The sequence below is a fragment of the Variovorax boronicumulans genome (assembly GCF_030812215.1).
Lineage (GTDB): Bacteria > Pseudomonadota > Gammaproteobacteria > Burkholderiales > Burkholderiaceae_C > Variovorax > Variovorax boronicumulans_C.
The window spans coordinates 707,741-725,024 of record NZ_JAUSSG010000001.1; the positions used below are offsets into that span (position 1 = coordinate 707,741).

The 17,284-nt window shown below is 67.9% G+C and carries 11 protein-coding genes; 4 read left to right on the top strand and 7 right to left on the bottom strand.

Features of this window, described 5'->3' with window-relative positions; genetic code table 11:
* Position 1: 1 nt before the first annotated feature.
* A complete protein-coding gene (locus tag J2W23_RS03275; RefSeq protein ID WP_307647667.1) occupies positions 2-1,075 on the bottom strand; it encodes an ABC transporter ATP-binding protein in 1,074 nt (357 codons plus the stop codon).
* Positions 1,075-2,745 carry a glycerol-3-phosphate dehydrogenase gene (glpD, locus tag J2W23_RS03280; RefSeq protein WP_307647668.1) on the bottom strand — a complete coding sequence of 557 codons (1,671 nt, stop codon included), beginning with the start codon at positions 2,743-2,745 and terminating at the stop codon, positions 1,075-1,077. The genes J2W23_RS03275 and glpD overlap by 1 nt, the downstream gene beginning before the upstream one ends.
* A 121-nt stretch (positions 2,746-2,866) precedes the next feature.
* On the opposite strand from glpD, the gene J2W23_RS03285 reads away from it, so the two are divergent.
* Entirely contained in the window at positions 2,867-3,631 is a 765-nt protein-coding gene (locus J2W23_RS03285; RefSeq protein ID WP_307647669.1) for a DeoR/GlpR family DNA-binding transcription regulator, read from the top strand.
* Positions 3,632-3,657: 26 nt separating this feature from the next.
* Positions 3,658-5,157, top strand: a complete 1,500-nt coding sequence (glpK, locus tag J2W23_RS03290; protein ID WP_307647670.1) for a glycerol kinase GlpK — start codon at positions 3,658-3,660, stop codon at positions 5,155-5,157.
* 18 nt (positions 5,158-5,175) lie between these two features.
* Here glpK and J2W23_RS03295 read toward each other — a convergent pair whose 3' ends face one another.
* Positions 5,176-5,640, bottom strand: a complete 465-nt coding sequence (locus J2W23_RS03295; protein WP_307647671.1) for an SH3 domain-containing protein — start codon at positions 5,638-5,640, stop codon at positions 5,176-5,178.
* Between the two features lie 211 nt (positions 5,641-5,851).
* On the opposite strand from J2W23_RS03295, the gene J2W23_RS03300 reads away from it, so the two are divergent.
* The gene (locus tag J2W23_RS03300; RefSeq protein WP_307647672.1) at positions 5,852-7,519 is read left to right on the top strand and encodes a phosphoethanolamine transferase; all 1,668 of its coding nucleotides are present in this window, start codon (positions 5,852-5,854) and stop codon (positions 7,517-7,519) included.
* A 16-nt stretch (positions 7,520-7,535) separates the two neighbouring features.
* Here the strand turns inward: J2W23_RS03300 and J2W23_RS03305 are convergent, their stop codons facing one another.
* The 4 genes from J2W23_RS03305 to J2W23_RS03320 form a co-directional block, all read right to left on the bottom strand.
* Positions 7,536-8,492, bottom strand: a complete 957-nt coding sequence (locus J2W23_RS03305) for an alpha-E domain-containing protein (RefSeq protein WP_176658353.1) — start codon at positions 8,490-8,492, stop codon at positions 7,536-7,538.
* 32 nt (positions 8,493-8,524) lie between these two features.
* Positions 8,525-10,027 carry a circularly permuted type 2 ATP-grasp protein gene (locus J2W23_RS03310; protein WP_176658354.1) on the bottom strand — a complete coding sequence of 501 codons (1,503 nt, stop codon included), beginning with the start codon at positions 10,025-10,027 and terminating at the stop codon, positions 8,525-8,527.
* 96 nt (positions 10,028-10,123) lie between these two features.
* Positions 10,124-10,951 carry an oxepin-CoA hydrolase, alternative type gene (locus J2W23_RS03315; RefSeq protein ID WP_176658355.1) on the bottom strand — a complete coding sequence of 276 codons (828 nt, stop codon included), beginning with the start codon at positions 10,949-10,951 and terminating at the stop codon, positions 10,124-10,126.
* A 199-nt stretch (positions 10,952-11,150) separates the two neighbouring features.
* Positions 11,151-13,592 carry a DNA internalization-related competence protein ComEC/Rec2 gene (locus J2W23_RS03320; protein WP_307648059.1) on the bottom strand — a complete coding sequence of 814 codons (2,442 nt, stop codon included), beginning with the start codon at positions 13,590-13,592 and terminating at the stop codon, positions 11,151-11,153.
* Positions 13,593-13,733: 141 nt separating this feature from the next.
* Between J2W23_RS03320 and J2W23_RS03325 the strand changes: the two genes are divergently transcribed.
* Complete coding sequence (locus J2W23_RS03325; protein WP_307647673.1) at positions 13,734-17,252, top strand: transglutaminase family protein; 3,519 nt, start codon at positions 13,734-13,736, stop codon at positions 17,250-17,252.
* Positions 17,253-17,284: the final 32 nt, after the last annotated feature.

The following is a 17,284-nucleotide window of genomic DNA, read 5'->3' on the forward strand; positions in this document are numbered from 1 at the left end:
CTCAGTTTCCTTTGCGCCATGCGGGCGCCAGCGCCAGCTTTTCGCCGGCATCGAACACATAGGCTTGCGACGCGCTGAAGTACAGCGTGATCGAAGCGCCCAGCTCGAAGCGGTGCACGCCGGTGAGCTGCGCCACCAGTTCGCCCACCGCGGTGTGCACATGCACGAAGGTGTCGGAGCCGGAAATCTCGGCCAGCTCGACCTTGCCGGGCAAGGCGATGTCGCCCTCGCCCGCGTTCACGTTCAGCGCACTCGCGCGCAGGCCGACGGTGACCGCGCCCGAAACGCTCTCGGGCAAGGCCAGCGCAAGCGCCGGGCCGCCGGCGAGTTGCACCCGGCCGGCGGTTGCGGTGCCGGCCAGGAGGTTCATCGGCGGATCGCTGAAGGCACGCGCCACGCGCAGCGATTGCGGCGCATGGAACACCTCGGCGGTCGGGCCGTATTGCAGCAGTTCGCCCGCGTCCATCACCGCGGTGTAGCCGCCGAGCAGCAGCGCCTCGCCGGGTTCGGTGGTGGCGTAGATCACGGTCGAGTCACCGGTGGCGAAGAGCTGCGTGAGTTCTTCGCGCAGGCCCTCCCGCAGCTTGTAGTCCAGGTTCACCAGCGGCTCGTCCAGCAGCATCAGCGGCGCGTTCTTGGCGAGCGCGCGCGCCAGCGCCACGCGCTGCTGCTGCCCGCCCGAAAGCTCGGCCGGCAGGCGGTCCAGGAACATGCCGATGTGCAGCTTGTCGGCCAGCGCCTTCACACGCGCATCGATGTTCTTCTCGCCGCGCAGCTTGAGCGGCGAGGCGATGTTGTCGCGCACCTTCAGCGAGGGGTAGTTGATGAACTGCTGGTAGACCATCGCGACGTTGCGCTCGCGCACCGGCATGCCGGTCACGTCCTTGCCGTCGACCAGCACCTTGCCCGTGGTGGGCGTGTCCAGCCCCGCCATCAGGCGCATCAGGCTGGTCTTGCCGGCCTGCGTGGCGCCCAGCAGCACCGTCACCGCGCCGCTTTGGGGCGCGATGCTCTGTTCATAGAGCCATGTCTGCGCGCCGACCTTCTTGGTGACGCGCTCCAGAGTCAGCTGCATCAGCTCACCTCCACTTCCACTTTTTCGTTGTTCTTCGCGTTGGCCTCGAGCCAGGCCGCGACCTGTTCGCGCTCGGCCGGCGTGTAGTGCAGGCCGAGCTTGGAGCGGCGCCAGAGCACGTCGTCCGAGCTCACGGCCCACTCATGGGTTTGCAGGAAGCGCAGTTCGCGCTCGTGCAGGTCTGGCGCCACCGCGGGGCCCAGGTCGGCGAGCGACTTCGCATCGCCGAGCAGTTCCGACACCCGGGCGCCGTAGGCGCGCGCGAGGCGGCGCGCGAGCTTGCCGTAGAGCCAGGGGTACTTCGCCTGCACGGCCGAGACGAAACGCTCGAAGTCGTCGTCGGGCCGCTTCGCAGCGCCGATCCATGCCGAGAGGTCGCCGCCGGCGAGGAACGCGCCATCGGTCCAGGCGGGACGCTGCGCGCTCGACTGGCCCAGCATCTTGCCGACCTCGTCGGCCGCGTCTTCCGCGAGCTTGCGGAAGGTGGTGATCTTGCCGCCCCACACCGACAGCAGCGGCGCGGCGGTGGTGTTCGACTCCAGCATGTAGTCGCGCGTGACGGCCGAGGGGTCGCCCGAGGCGTCGTCCAGCAGCGGGCGCACGCCCGAGTAGGTCCACACCACGTCGGCCGGCACGATGGCCTTCTCGAAATAGCGGCTGGCCTGCGTGCAGAGGTAGTCGATCTCTTCCTGTGCGATGCGCGCGGCGCCGGGGTCGTCGCCGTTCAGCTCGATGTCGGTGGTGCCGATCAGCGTGAACTCGTCCTGGTAGGGAATGGCGAAGATGATCCGCTTGTCGGGGTTCTGGAAGATGTAGGCGTGGTCGTGCTCGAACAGGCGCGGCACGATGATGTGGCTGCCCTTCACGAGGCGCAGGCTCTTGGTGGCGAGCGATTCGCCCTTGGCCGATTGAGCCACGCCGCGCAGGAACGACTCGGCCCAGGGTCCGGCTGCGTTCACGACGGCGCGGGCCCGCACGGTGCGGGTGCCTTGCGGGCCTTCCAGCGTGGCGGTCCAGCCATCGGCATCGCGCCGCGCATGGGTGCAGCGGGTGCGCGTCAACACCTCGGCGCCGCGCGCTTGCGCATCGAGCGCGTTCAGCACCACGAGGCGCGCGTCGTCGACCCAGCCGTCCGAATAGACGAAGCCGCGCTTGTACTGGTCCTTCAGCGGCTTGCCGGCCGCGTGCCTGCGCAGGTCGACGCTGCGCGAACCCGGCAGCACCTCGCGCTTCGCAAGATGGTCGTACATGAACAGGCCGATGCGGATCATCCAGGCCGGCCGCATCGAGGGGTCGTGCGGCATCACGAAGCGCAGCGGCCACATGATGTGCGGCGCGCTCTTGAGCAGCACCTCGCGCTCCTGCAGCGCCTTGCGCACCAGCGAGAACTCGTAGTACTCCAGGTAGCGCAGGCCGCCGTGGATCAGCTTGGTGGAAGAGGAAGACGTGTGCGAGGCGAGGTCGTCCTTCTCGCACAGCACGACACGCCAGCCGCGGCCGGCGAGGTCGCGCGCGATGCCGCAGCCATTGATGCCGCCGCCGACGATCAGCACATCGCAATCGGTGGTGGGCAGCGGCAGATTGGAGGAGGAATCGCTCACAGGAAATGGGTCCGTTGAATCGTGACTTTGGTCACTGGAGGGCGCCATTGTATTTTCGTGTTTTTTCATTTGGATTCCTTTTGGCGCGATTTTCCTCCGAGTTTTCCCTTAGTCAGGTTCGTTTTGGTTCGCTTTAAAGTGACGCGCCCTGTACGCTGCCCGCAGTCTTTACGCTTTCCACGACGCCCCTGTGAACTCCAACCCGCGCCAGATCAACCTCCTGGACACCGTGCGCACGCGCGGCTCCGTCACCGTCGAACAGCTGGCCGACATGCTGGGCGTGACCCTGCAGACCGTGCGGCGCGACGTGCAGCGGCTGGCCGACGAGGGGTTGCTCACGCGTTTTCACGGCGGCGTGCGCGTGCCCAGTTCCACCACCGAGAACATCGGCTACCAGCAGCGCGAAACCCTGAACGCCGAAGGCAAGGCGCGCATCGCGCAACGCGTGGCCGAGCTGGTGCCCAACGACTGCTCGCTGATCCTGAACATCGGCACCACCACCGAGGCCATCGCCAAGGCGCTGATGCGCCACACGGGCCTGCGCGTGATCACCAACAACCTGAACGTGGCGACCATCCTGAGCGGCAACAACTCGTGCGAGGTGATCGTGGCCGGCGGCTCGGTGCGTGCGCGCGACCGCGCCATCGTGGGCGAGGCGACCATCGATTTCATCCGCCAGTTCAAGGTGGACATCGCGCTCATCGGCGTGTCGAGCATCGAGGCCGACGGGTCGCTGCGCGACTTCGACCTGCGCGAGGTGAAGGTGGCGCAGACCATCATTGCGCAGGCGCGCGAGGTGTGGCTTGCGGCCGATGCGAGCAAGTTCAACCGGCCGGCGATGATCCAGCTGGGCACGCTCTCGCAGATCGATCGCCTCTTCACCGATGCCGCGCCGCCCGCACCCTTCGCCGACCTGCTGCATGCGGCGCAGGTTCGCCTCGAGATCGCGCGGTAGGCAACCCCACAGGAAACGAAGTCCGAATGACGACCACCTATCTTCTCGCCCTGGACCAGGGCACCTCCAGCTCCCGCAGCATCGTGTTCGACCGCGAAGGCCACATCGTCGCCATCGCGCAGAAGGAGCTCACGCAGATCTACCCGCAGCCCGGCTGGGTCGAGCACGATCCGATGGAAATCTGGCGCAGCCAGCTCGCCACCGCGCGCGACGTGCTCGTGAAGGCGAAGCTGAAGCCCACCGACATCCACGCCATCGGCATCACCAACCAGCGCGAGACCACCGTGCTGTGGAACCGCAAGACCGGCCAGCCGGTGCACCACGCCATCGTGTGGCAGGACCGCCGCGCCGAGCCCTTGTGCGCGCAACTGCGCGACGAGGGCATGACCGACACCATTCGCGAGAAGACGGGCCTGGTGATCGATGCGTACTTCTCCGGCACCAAGCTGCGCTGGCTGCTGGACAACGTGCCCGGCGCGCGCGCCGAGGCCGAGCGCGGCGAGCTGGCCTTCGGCACCGTCGACAGCTGGCTCATGTGGCAGCTCACCGGCGGCAAGGTGCATGTGACCGATGTGAGCAACGCCTCGCGCACGATGCTCTTCAACGTGCACACGAACGAATGGGACGCCGACCTGCTGGCCGCGCTGAAGATTCCCGCCGCGCTGCTGCCCAAGGTGCAGCCGTCGAGCTCGCACTTCGCCGACACCGATGCCGCGCTGCTCGGCCACACGCTGCCCATCGGCGGCGTGGCGGGCGACCAGCAGAGCGCCCTCTTCGGCCAGGCCTGCTTCGAGGCCGGCATGGCCAAGAACACCTACGGCACCGGCTGCTTCCTGCTGATGCACACGGGCGGCGCGTTCCAGCCTTCGCACAACGGCCTGCTCGTGACGAGCGCCGCACAGGCCGACACGACACCGCAGTACGCGATGGAAGGCAGCGTGTTCGTCGGCGGCGCCGTCGTGCAATGGCTGCGCGACGGACTCAAGGCCATCAAGGGCAGCGCCGAGGTGCAGTCGCTCGCCGAGAGCGTGCCCGATGCGGGCGGCGTGATGATGGTGCCGGCCTTCACTGGCTTGGGCGCGCCCTACTGGGATGCGGATGCGCGCGGCACGATCACCGGCCTCACGCGCGGCACGACCGTCGCGCACATCGCCCGCGCTGCGCTGGAGAGCATCGCCTATCAGAGCGCCGCGCTGCTGCAGGCCATGAGCCGCGATGCGGTGGCCGCTGGCGGCAAGCCGGTGGCCGAGTTGCGCGTGGACGGCGGCGCGAGCGTCAACGACCTGCTGATGCAGTTCCAGGCCGACCTGCTGGGCATTCCGGTGGTGCGGCCCGAGGTCATCGAGACCACGGCACTCGGCGCCGCGTACCTTGCGGGGCTGTCGACGGGCGTCTATGCCGATGCGCGCCAGCTCTCGAAACTGTGGAAGGTGGAGCGCCGCTTCCTGCCGACCATGGGACGCGCACAGGCCGAGGAATCGATGGCGCGCTGGGAGCGCGCCGTCCGCCAGGCCACGGCGACCTGATCCGATGGCTGCCGGGGCCTACCAGCCCCAGACCAGCCGCCGCGCCACCCAGCCGGTGCCGCCGCCTTCGTGCATGACCTTGACCCAGTCGCCGCGGCGCTCCAGGGTTCGCAGCACGTCGCCGTAGGCCGCCCGCTTCACGACCGGGCTGCGCGCGTTCGGCGACTTGCGCAGCACGACCGCCTTCGCCTTCACCACGTGGTGCGGCGTCTTGCTGGTCATCGGCCGGTAGATCCAGGCCTTGTCGTTCTCGAAATCGCTGACATGCAGCCAGTTGCCTTTCCTGCCGATGACGCGGAACGGATAACCCTTGCTCACGGTCCAGTGCGTCTCGTAGCGCTGGCCGGGGCCGGTGCGCATGTTCAGGGTGCCGACCGCGGCGCTCACCATCTGTTTCTGGGGCGCGGCCCACGCGGAAGGCAGGGCCAGCCACGAGAGGACGAAGGCGAGCACGAGTGCGGGCAGCCGGATGAATCTGAACATGGAGGGGAGGTTCCTTTCTACGGGTCTTCGAAATGTCCGGCGATGCCGGTCGAGCCCGTCTGGGACCGCGAGGCGCGATAAGTTCCACGGGGATATCCCGAAGCTGCGAAGCGTTCCCCCGTCAAAGCCCCCGCGCCCATCGGGACACTGGGCCGTGCAGCGCCGGCGCCGACGCAGAATGCGCACGCCCCCCGACTCGCCGCGTTGCCCGTTGACTTCCCTTCCCTCCGCCGAACCCGCTGCGCGGACCGCAGCCTCCCGAAAGAGCGCCCTGTTCGCCTGCTGCGGGGTCGGCGCCGCGCTGCTCGCACTCATCGCCCTGGGCCACGACGGCCGCCGCATCGCGCAGCTCGCGGTGCTCGCCTCGCCGATGGTGCTGTGGCTCGCATGGCCGCTGCGCAGCGCGCGGATGCAAAACCTGCGCACGGTGCTCGTCTGGCTCTGGGCCATGGGCTTCGCGCTCGATGCCGCGGTGCGCGCCTACCTGCTCGACACCTACCAGGCCGCACCCGACGGCGCGATGGTGCTCGGCGCCGCAGCCAACACCAATGCGCGCGAGAGCACGGAATACCTGTGGATGCATTGGCGCTCCGCGGTCATCTGGTCGGGTGCGCTCGCGGTGGCCGGCGTGCTCGTGGGCATGTTCGCGCGGCGCGGCGCGGTCCTCGATGCGGGGGCGTCGTCGACGCGCGCCAGGTCACCGTTCTGGCTTCGATCGCTGGTGCTCGCTCTCTTGCTGATCGCCTGCCTGGCCTATGCGAGCAAGCCGTGGCGCCGGCTGCATCCCGTGATCTTCTGGGCCGGCTGGTCGCAGTCGGTACACACGCTGCGCGCCGCCTGGGCCGGTCAGGAAAAGGTGCGCGACCGCCTGATGGCGCAGGCAAAGGCCATCGCCCCCGTCGCACTGCAGGCTGGCCCGTCGACGGTGGTGCTGGTCATCACCGACAGCATCAACCGCGACAACATGGCCCTGTACGGCTATGGCCGCCCGACCACGCCGCGCCTCCTGGCGCACAAGGCGCAGGCCGGTGAGCAGATGGCGGTGCTCAGGAACGCATGGTCGGTGGACGCGAGCACCCTGCCCGCGCTGCGCAACATGTTCCATTTCGGCCTGCCCGAGAGCGAGAACCCGCCGCACCTCCTGGCGCTGGCGCGCGCCGCCGGCTACAAGGTCTGGTGGATCAGCAACCACGACGACCTCGCCATCGAGCAGCAGCATGCGCGCCTCGCCGATGTGGTGGACATGGTCAACCGCACGCCGGGCCGCGCCAGCGCCTCGCTGGACGGCGAAATCCTCGACTGCGTGCAGGAAGCCTTTGCGGACACCAGCACCGACCGCAAGCTCATCGTGGTCCACCTGATGGGCGCGCATCCGCACTACAGCCTGCGCTTTCCCGAGAACGCCAACCCGTTCGACGACGACGTCGATGCGGTCGAGAACGGTTTGGTGAAGGACGGCCGCTCCGCCTGGGTGCGCCGCTTTCGCCAGGAGTACGACGCGGCGCTGCTGTATCACGACTTCGTGGTGTCGGAGCTGTTGCAGCAGACGCGCAGTGCCGGCAAGCCGGGCGAGGACCGCGCCTGGATGTACCTGTCGGACCACGGCCAGGAGGTCGGCCACGGCAGTGACCGCGCAGGCCACAGCCCTTCGACCGCTTCGGGCTACCGCATTCCGACGGTCCTCTGGCGCAACCGGGAGCCCCTGCCGGGCGCCGCCGCGCAGCAGCAGCCCTTTCGCGCGGACTGGACGGGGTGGGCGCTGATGGACCTGCTCAAGATCCAGTGGAATGGACAGATGCCCGAGCGCAATGTGCTGGGCGATCGCTACCGCTGGGAGGCGCCGAAGATCCCGGTGGCCGTCGAGTCGTTTTCACGCTGACGGCACCGGGGCTCGCTCAGTGCGCCGGGACCAGGAAGTCCTGGCTGATGCGCCCACCGAGTTCGTTCACCCGGTCCAGGAACTGCGTGAGGTACGCATGCAGCCCGGTCGCCAGGATCTCGTCGACCCGCGCGTACTGCAGGTCGGCCAGGAGCTTGCCGGCGCGGCGCTGGGTTTCGGCGCTCTGTTCGTTCTGCACCTTCGCAAGGTTGTTGACCACCTCGACTAGGCTCGCGTGCAGCGAGCGCGGCATGTCGGCGCGAAGAATGAGGAGTTCGGCCACGCGCTCGGGCTTGATCACGTCGCGGTACACCTTGCGGTAGACCTCGAAGGCCGAGACGCTGCGCAGGATCGCGCTCCAGTGATAGAAGTCGTACTCCTGGTCTTCCTCGGTGGCGGCACCGAAGAATTCGCTGTTGAGCGCGTGGAACTTCACGTCGACCAGCCGCGCGGTGTTGTCGGCGCGCTCGAGGAAGGTGCCCAGGCGCGAGAAGTAGAAGGCCTCGTCCTGCAGCATGGTGCCCAGCGTCACGCCGCGCGAGAGGTGCGAGCGGAACTTGACCCATTCGAAGAACTGGCCGGGGTCGCGCTCGAAGTCGCCCTGGCGCAGCATGCGGTTCACTTCGAGCCAGGTCGTGTTCTGCGTTTCCCAGGCCTCGGTGGTGAGCGCGCCGCGCACGGCGCGTGCGTTCTCGCGGGCGGCCTTGAGGCAGGAGACGATCGACGAGGCATTGCTCTCGTCCTTGACCATGAACTCCATCACCTCGTTGGGCGTGATCTGCTCGTACTTCTGGTTGTACCAGGGCAAGAGCTCGCTGATGGAGAGCACGCCCTGCCAGCCGTACTTGGCCACTTCGGCCGACTGCGGCAGGAGCGAGGTCTGGTAGTTGACGTCGAGCATGCGCGCGGTGTTTTCTGCGCGCTCGGTGTAGCGGGACATCCAGTAGAGGTGGTCTGCGGTGCGCGAAAGCATCGTGTGTTCTCCTAGTTCCTTGGTGCCTGCACTCAGACCGATGACGATTGGCTTTGCGACTGCGCGGGCGCCTTGGGCTTGGGCGCGCGGTCGGCTTCGAGAATCCAGGTGTCCTTGGTACCACCGCCCTGCGACGAGTTGACCACCAGCGAACCTTCTTTCAGCGCCACGCGCGTGAGACCGCCGGGCACCATCTGCACTTCCTTGCCCGAGAGCACGAAGGGCCGCAGGTCGATGTGGCGCGGCGCAATGCCGGCATCGACGAAGGTCGGCGAGGTCGACAGGCTCAGCGTGGGCTGGGCGATGTAGCCGTCGGGCTTGGCGATCACGGCCTTCTTGAAGTCCTCGATCTCGGCCTGCGTGGCGGCCGGGCCGATGAGCATGCCGTAGCCGCCCGCGCCGTGCACTTCCTTCACGACCAGGTCCTTCATGTTGTCGAGCGTGTACTGCAGCTCGTCCTTGTTCCGGCACATGTAGGTCGGCACGTTCTTCAGGATCGGCTTTTCGCCGAGGTAGAACTCGACCATCTTCGGCACGTAGGGGTAGATCGACTTGTCGTCGGCCACGCCGGTGCCCACCGCATTGCAGATCACGACGTTGCCTTCGCGGTAGGCGCGCATCAGGCCGGCGGTGCCGAGCGTGGACGTGGGACGGAACACCTCGGGATCGAGGAAGTCGTCGTCGACGCGGCGGTAGATGACGTCGACGCGCTTCGGGCCGCGCGTGGTGCGCATGTAGACGAAGTCGTCCTTGACGAACAGGTCCTGCCCTTCGACCAGCTCCACGCCCATCTGCTGCGCGAGGAAGGCGTGCTCGAAGTAGGCGCTGTTGTACATGCCGGGCGTGAGCACCACCACCGTCGGCTCGGCCGTGGCGGGCGGCGCGCTGGCACGCAGGGTTTCGAGCAGCAGGTCGGGATAGTGGGCGACGGGCGCGATGCGGTTCTGGTTGAACAGCTCCGGGAAGAGCCGCATCATCATCTTGCGGTTTTCCAGCATGTAGCTCACGCCGCTGGGCACCCGCAGGTTGTCTTCGAGCACGTAGTACTCGCCATTGCCCTGCGCATCGGGCGCTCGCACGATGTCGATGCCGGCGATGTTCGAGTAGACGTTGTGCGGCACGTTGACGCCCATCATCTCGGGGCGGAACTGCGCGTTGTTCAGGATCTGCTCGGCCGGGATGATGCCGGCCTTGATGATTTCCTGGTCGTGATAGACGTCGTGCAGGAAGCGGTTGAGCGCGGTGACCCGCTGCACCAGCCCCTTTTCCATGCTGTCCCACTCGTGGGCGGGAATGATGCGGGGCAACAGGTCGAACGGAATGAGCCGCTCGGTGCCCGAGCCGTCTTCGTCCTTGGCGCCATACACCGCGAAGGTGATGCCGACCCGGCGGAAAATCATTTCCGCCTCTTCGCGCCGCGATCGCATCACCTCACCGGGTTGCTTCGCGAGCCATTGGTCGTAGCGCTTGTAGTGCTGTCGGATCGCAGCCCCCGCATAGGGCAACTGCTCATACATCTCATCGAATTTGTGCATGGAACGACCAATCTCCTTGTTCCATAGCTTAGCAAGTTCAGGGCCAGTAGAACCCCTTATGCACCGCCGAAAGGCTTGTAAATTGCCGCCCCCGCGCTATCCCTTCTTGCGGGCCGCGAGGAATTCCTTGATCCGCTTGCCGCTTTCGTCGCTGTAGAGGCTCTCGACGAGCACGCCGCGCTCGGCGTCGAGCTGTTCGCGGCGGCTGCGCCCGCGTGCCGAATGGACCAGCTCCTTGATACGCGCCTGCACATCGAACGGGCCTTGCGCGAGCTTCTGCGCCCAGGCGAGCGCGGTGGCGTACGCGGTGCCGCGCGGCACGACCCGGTTCACCACGCCCCAGTCATGCAGCCGCCGGGCGTGCTGGACCGAGCCGCCCAGCAGGATTTCGATCACCGCCTGCGGTGGCAGCGAGCGCGCCAGCGAATCGGTGCCGCCGCCGTCGATCGACAGGCCGAAATTGACGTTCGACATCACGAACTCCGCATCCTCGGCCGCGACGATCAGGTCGCAGGCCAGGCACAGCGAAAAGCCGCTGCCCGCCGCCGTGCCCTCCACCGCGGCGATCACCGGCTGGGGCGCTTCCTGCATCGCCATGACCCATTCGTTCAGGGCGTCGGAGTGCGCCATCTGCTCGGCCTGGGGGAGCTTGCGCTGCCGCACGAGCCGCCGCAGATCGCCGCCGACACAGAAATGCTCGCCCTCCCCGGTCAGCACGATGGCGCGCACGGTGCGAAAGCCTGAAGTGGCGCGTATCGCCTTGGCGGCGGCGCGGTAGATCGATGGATTGACGGTGTTGCGCGCCGCGGGATTGCTGATGGTCAGCACCAGCACGGCCCCCTCGCGGTGCATCTGGAGTTTGGCGGCGGAGGCGGAAGAAGCCGCTCCGGCACTGGTGATGGCAGGCACGGCCGCGGACGTCATGACGCCTGCCTGCCAAGGAACCTGCGCTGAAGCTTGTCTCTGCCTTGCATGACGCCCCTCCGTTGTTTCATCAGGACGATACAACGCATCAGACGCCTCAAAGCGCGATGTGGCAACCAGTCGGCGGCCTTTCGTTTAACAATTTATTCACGGTTTTGAAAGGTTCTCCGATACGGCCCGGCCGACGCGCCGGCATGTTTCAGGGCACGCGGTGGTGCCAGTAGCGGGCACGGCGCTCGCGCTCGCAGGCCAGTTCGGCGGGCCGCTCACTGGCCCAGTGCGCCGCGCCGCAGCGCGCGCTTTCCACCAACCGCGCGCCGCGCTCCGTGTAGCGCGCGACCACCTCCCCAGCAGGGTGTCCGAAGCGGTTGCGATAACCCGCCTGGACCAGCGCGATGCGCGGGCGCACCGCATCGAGCAGCGCCTCGCTCGACGACGTCTTGCTGCCGTGGTGCGGCACCAGCAGCACGTCGGCCCGCAGGTGCGCCTGGGCCGTTCGAGCGACCAGCGCGGCCTCTTGCAGCCGCTCGATGTCGCCGGCCAGCAGCACCGTCGCACGGCCGTTGCCGATGCGCAGCACGCACGAGACGGCATTGGGCCTGGTGAAGCTGCGGTAGTCGGTGTCGAAGGGATGCAGCACCTCGAAGCTCACCCCGTCCCAGGTCCAGCGCTGGCCTGCTGCGCAGCGCTGTGTCGGGCGCAGCGCCTGCAGCGGATGGGTGGCTTCGATGGAACTGAGCAACGCGGCCCGCGGCTGCATCGCGAGCACCGCGGACGCGCCGCCGGTGTGGTCGGTGTCGCGGTGGCTCAGCAGCAGCATGTCGAGCCGTTCGTCGAAGGCGCGCAGCAGCGGCACGAGCACGCGGTGGCCGGCATCGCTCTCGAGGCTGTAGCGCGGTCCCGAGTCGTAGAGCAGGCTGTGCGTGGCGGTGCGGACCAGCACCGCGTTGCCCTGCCCGATATCGGCCGCGAGCAGTTCGAATTCGCCGGCGGCGGGCCGCGGCATCTGCCACAGCAGCACGGGCAAGAGCAGCGGCAGACCGAGCACGCGCATCGACCAGGGCAGGCGCATCGCGAGCAACGCGCCGCCCGCCACGCCGCAGGCGGCCATCCACCAAGGCGGGGCCGCCATCGAGAGCGTCGCGAAAGGCAACCCCGCCAACCATTGCAGCAGGACGGCGAGCGCCTGCACGGCCCAGGCCGCGACATCCCACAGCGGCGCCGCGACCGCGCCCCCCATGGCCAGCGGCGTGACCACGAGCGTGACCCACGGGATTGCGATGGCATTGGCCAGCAGCCCGACCAGCGACACCTGCTGGAACAGCAGCAGGCCGAGCGGCGTGAGCGCGAGCGTGATCACCCATTGCTCGCGAAAGAACAGGAACAGCCGGTTCGCAGTTGCCGGTTTTCTTCTCTCGCCCGCTTCCGTTGCCGAATCGGTGGCGAAGAGCACGCCCACCGCGACGAAGCTGAGCCAGAAGCCCGCCTGCATCAGCGCCCAGGGATCGAGCGCCACCACCACCGCGGCGGTCAGCAGCCAGACATGCGGCCACGGCCAGCGCCGGCCGGTGAGGCGCAGCAAGGCGACGGTGGCAAGCATCCACACGGTGCGCTGCGCGGGCACGCCCCAACCGCTGAAAAGCGCATAGAGCGTGGCGAGCAGCACGCCGCCGATCAGTGCCGCCTGCGGCGCGGGAAGCCGCAGCATCAACCGGCCGCCGCGCCGCCACAGCGCGCCGACGACGTGCGCCGCGAGCCAGGCGAACATCGTGATGTGCAGGCCCGAGATCGACATCAGGTGCGCCACGCCTGTCGCCCTGAACACATCCCAGCCGACACGGTCGATGGCGCGCTGGTCGCCGGTGACCAGCGCGGCGATCACACCGGCCCGGCTGCGGTCGGCCACGCGTTCGAACACGGCGTCGCGCACCGCCTCCCGTGCGCGCTCGATAGGGTGCCGCCATGTGTTTGCCACATGCACCGGCGCGGCATCGCGCGCGCCGGTGCGCACATAGCCATTGGCATGCACGCCCTGCTCCCACAGCCAGAGTTCGCTGTCGAAGCCGTGCGGATTGAGATTGCCGTGCGGCGCCCTGAGCCGCACCGTCAGCTGCCATCGCTCGCCGGCGTGCAACTCGCCGACGACAGAAGACGAGGTTGCCCGCCCTTCGACGGCATGCCCCCAGAGCCCGGTGTTCTCGCCATACCAGCCCAGCGCGATGCGCGAGGGCACGGTGGGCGGCGCGTCGTTGCGGGCATCGGCCCATCGGGCGGATTCGACATCGAGATGAAACCGCGTTCCAGTCTCGTTGCGCTGCGGCATCTGCGAGACCACGCCGGTCACGCGCAGGTCTCGCCCTTCGAGCGCTGCCTCGAGCGCGCCGTCTGCATAGGCCACGGCACGCCAGCCCGCAAGACCGGCGCCGGCCATTGCGCCGCACGTCAATACCGCGACCAGCAACAGCCGCCCGAAAGCACGCCGCCACCACAGTCCCGCCAAGCCTCCCAACAGCAAGGCCGCGTAGACACTCGCCGGCCACAACGCCGGCTGATGCAACTGCAACGCGGCACCGATCAGCGTTCCTCCCAACGTGGCAAACGCCCACGACCCGCCCCTGCCGGACGCCCGCGCGGGCGTCAGCACACAACCTCATGACACATGATGCAAACCCTCCCCGAACCCGCGCTCGGTGGCGCGTTAATTGCTTGTTATCTCGGCTAGTATGCGTCTCACAAGAGACATCTTTTCGATGCAATCTCGCAGTACTGCACACAAAAACGCATGTCCATTCACGCCGCACTCCACCACGTCACCCACTACAAATACGACCGCCTGGTGCAGTTGGGCCCGCAGGTCGTGCGCTTGCGGCCCGCGCCGCACTGCCGCAGCAATGTGATCTCGTACTCGCTCACGGTCGAGCCCGCCGAGCACTTCGTCAACTGGATGCAGGACCCGTTCGCCAACTACCAGGCGCGGCTGGTGTTCCCCGAGAAGACACGCGAATTCAAGGTCACCGTCGACCTCGTGGTCGAGATGGCGGTCTACAACCCCTTCGACTTCTTCCTCGAGCCGCAGGCCGAGAACTTTCCTTTCAAGTACACCGCCTCGCAGGCCGAGGAACTCGCGCCCTACCTCGTGGCCGATCCGGTCACGCCGCTGGTGGAGGCCTACCTCGACAAGATCGACCGGAAGGAACAGCGCACCATCGACTTCCTGGTCGGCCTCAACCAGCAGGTGCAGAAGGACGTCAACTACCTCATCCGCATGGAGCCCGGCGTGCAGACGCCGGAAGAAACGCTCACCAACGGCAGCGGCTCGTGCCGCGACTCCGGCTGGCTGCTGGTGCAACTGCTGCGCCACATGGGCTTGGCCGCGCGTTTCGTCTCGGGCTACCTGATCCAGCTCACGCCCGATGTGAAGGCGCTCGACGGCCCGAGCGGCACCACGGTCGATTTCACCGACCTGCATGCGTGGTGCGAGGTGTTCCTGCCGGGCGCCGGATGGATCGGCCTCGATGCCACCTCGGGCCTCATGGCCGGCGAAGGCCACATCCCGCTCGCCTGCACGCCGACGCCGTCGAGCGCCGCGCCCATCGAAGGCGGCGTGGACGAATCCGAGGTCGAGTTCGGCCACGAGATGAAGGTCACGCGCATCTACGAATCACCGCGCGTCACCAAGCCCTACACCGAAGAACAGTGGGCAGAGGTGCTCTCGCTCGGCGATGCCGTCGATGCACGCCTGAAGGCCGGCGACGTGCGCCTCACGATGGGCGGCGAGCCCACCTACGTGGCGACCAGCGACCGCGACGCGCCCGAATGGAACACCGACGCGCTCGGTCCCACGAAGCGCGGCTACGCGACCGAACTCGTCCACAAGCTGCGCGCCGAATACGGCAACGGCGGCTTCCTGCATTTCGGCCAGGGCAAGTGGTACCCGGGCGAGCAGTTGCCGCGCTGGGCGCTGTCGATCTTCTGGCGCGCCGACGGCCAGACGCTGTGGCACGACCCGGCGCTCTTCGCCGACGAGCGCTTCCCCACGCACTACACGAGCGATGACGCCCAACGCTTCACCACCACGCTGGCGCGGAACCTCGGCCTGAGCGAGCGCTACATCCAGCCCGGCTACGAGGACATCTACTACTACCTCTGGCGCGAACGCCGCCTGCCGGTGAACGTCGACCCGTTCGAATCGAAGCTGGACGACGAACTCGAACGCGTGCGCCTGCGCCGCGTGTTCACGCAGAAGCTGGATGCGGTGATCGGCTACATGCTGCCCATCGAGCCCGGCAACGCGAACAGCGATGCCCCCGCACTCGCCGGCCCCGGCTGGAAGACCGGCCCCTGGTTCCTGCGCGACGACCGCCTCTATCTCATTCCGGGCGATTCGCCCATGGGCTACCGCCTGCCGCTCGACTCGCAGCCGTGGGCAAGCAAGGGCGACTACCCCTACCTGATCGAGCGCGACCCGACCGCGCCGCGCGGCGCGTTGCCGAGCGCGGCCGACTACCGTGCGCGCTACAGCACGGGCGCGGCCGGTGGGGCCGGTGCGAACCTCGGCGATGTGCCCTACACCTTCGGCACGCCGCCGGTGGTGCCCGCATCGCTGCGCATGCAGAGCCCCGGCGACGCAGCGAGCACCGATGCCGCGGCGGCCGCGCGTGCCGCCGACGATGTCACGGCCACGCCCGCCACCCGCCAGCCCCTGCGCGGCGAATCGGCCCACTGGGTCACGCGCACCGCGCTGTGCGTCGAGGTGCGCGACCCACGCCGCGCCAACGGTCCGTCGGCCGAGAAGAAGGGCAGCGCTTCCGGCGTGCTCTACGTCTTCATGCCGCCGCTCGCACGCCTGGAGGATTACCTGGACCTCGTCGCGGCCGTCGAGGCCACCGCGCAGCAACTGGGCATGCGCATCGTGATGGAAGGCTATCCGCCGCCGCGCGATCCGCGCCTGAAGATGCTGGCCGTCACGCCCGACCCGGGCGTGATCGAGGTCAACATCCATCCGGCCCACAACTGGAAGGAACTGGTCGCGCACACCGAGTTCCTCTACAACGCCGCGTTCGAGACGCGCCTGTCGGCCGAGAAGTTCATGACCGACGGCCGCCACACCGGCACCGGCGGCGGCAACCACTTCGTGATGGGCGGCGCCACGCCGGCGGACAGCCCGTTCCTGCGCCGGCCCGAGCTGCTCGCGAGCCTCCTGCTCTACTGGCACAACCATCCGTCGCTGAGCTACCTCTTCTCGGGCATGTTCATCGGACCGACGAGCCAGGCGCCGCGCGTGGACGAGGCACGCAACGACCAGGTCTACGAGCTCGAAATTGCCCTGAAGGAAATCGCGAAGAACCGCGAGATCTACGGCCAGAACATGCCCGCATGGCTGGTCGACCGGACGCTGCGCAACATCCTGATCGACGTGTCGGGCAACACGCACCGCAGCGAGTTCTGCATCGACAAGCTCTACTCGCCCGATTCCAGCACCGGCCGCCTGGGCCTGCTGGAGCTGCGCGCGTTCGAGATGCCGCCGCATGCGCGCATGAGCATCGCGCAGCAGTTGCTGATCCGCGCGCTGGTCGCCCGCTTCTGGGACGAGCCCTACAAGGCGCCCGTTACCCGCTGGGGCACCGAACTGCACGACCGCTTCCTGCTGCCGACCTTCGTGAAGATGGACTTCGACGACGTCATCAGCGAGATGCGCCAGGCCGGCTTCGCGTTCGACCCCGACTGGTTCGCGCCGCACTTCGAGTTCCGCTTCCCGCTCGTGGGCCAGATGCAGGCGATGGGCGTGGAGCTGTCGCTGCGCAACGCGCTCGAACCGTGGCACGTGATGGGCGAGGAAGGCTCGGCGGGCGGCACGGTGCGCTATGTCGATTCGTCGCTCGAACGCATCGAGGTGCGCGTGACGGGCCTGAACGAGAGCCGCCACGTCGTCACCGTCAATGGCAAGGTGCTGCCGCTGCAGCCCACCGGCGTCACCGGCGAATTCGTCGCGGGCGTGCGCTACAAGGCCTGGAATCCGCCTTCGGCCCTGCACCCGAGCATCGGCGCCCATGCGCCGCTGACCTTCGACCTCGTCGACACCTGGATGAAGCGCTCGCTGGGCGGCTGCCAGTACTTCGTGGCCCACCCGGGCGGACGCAACTACGACAGCTTCCCGGTCAACGCCTACGAGGCCGAGAGCCGTCGGCATTCGCGCTTCACGCGCATGGGCCACACGCCCGGCCTGATGCGCACGCCGCCGGCCACCATCGAGCTGCCGGGCAGCCGCGAATTCCCGTTCACCCTCGATCTGCGGCGATAAGGGGCCATTTAGCACACTGCCCGAACGGCTCC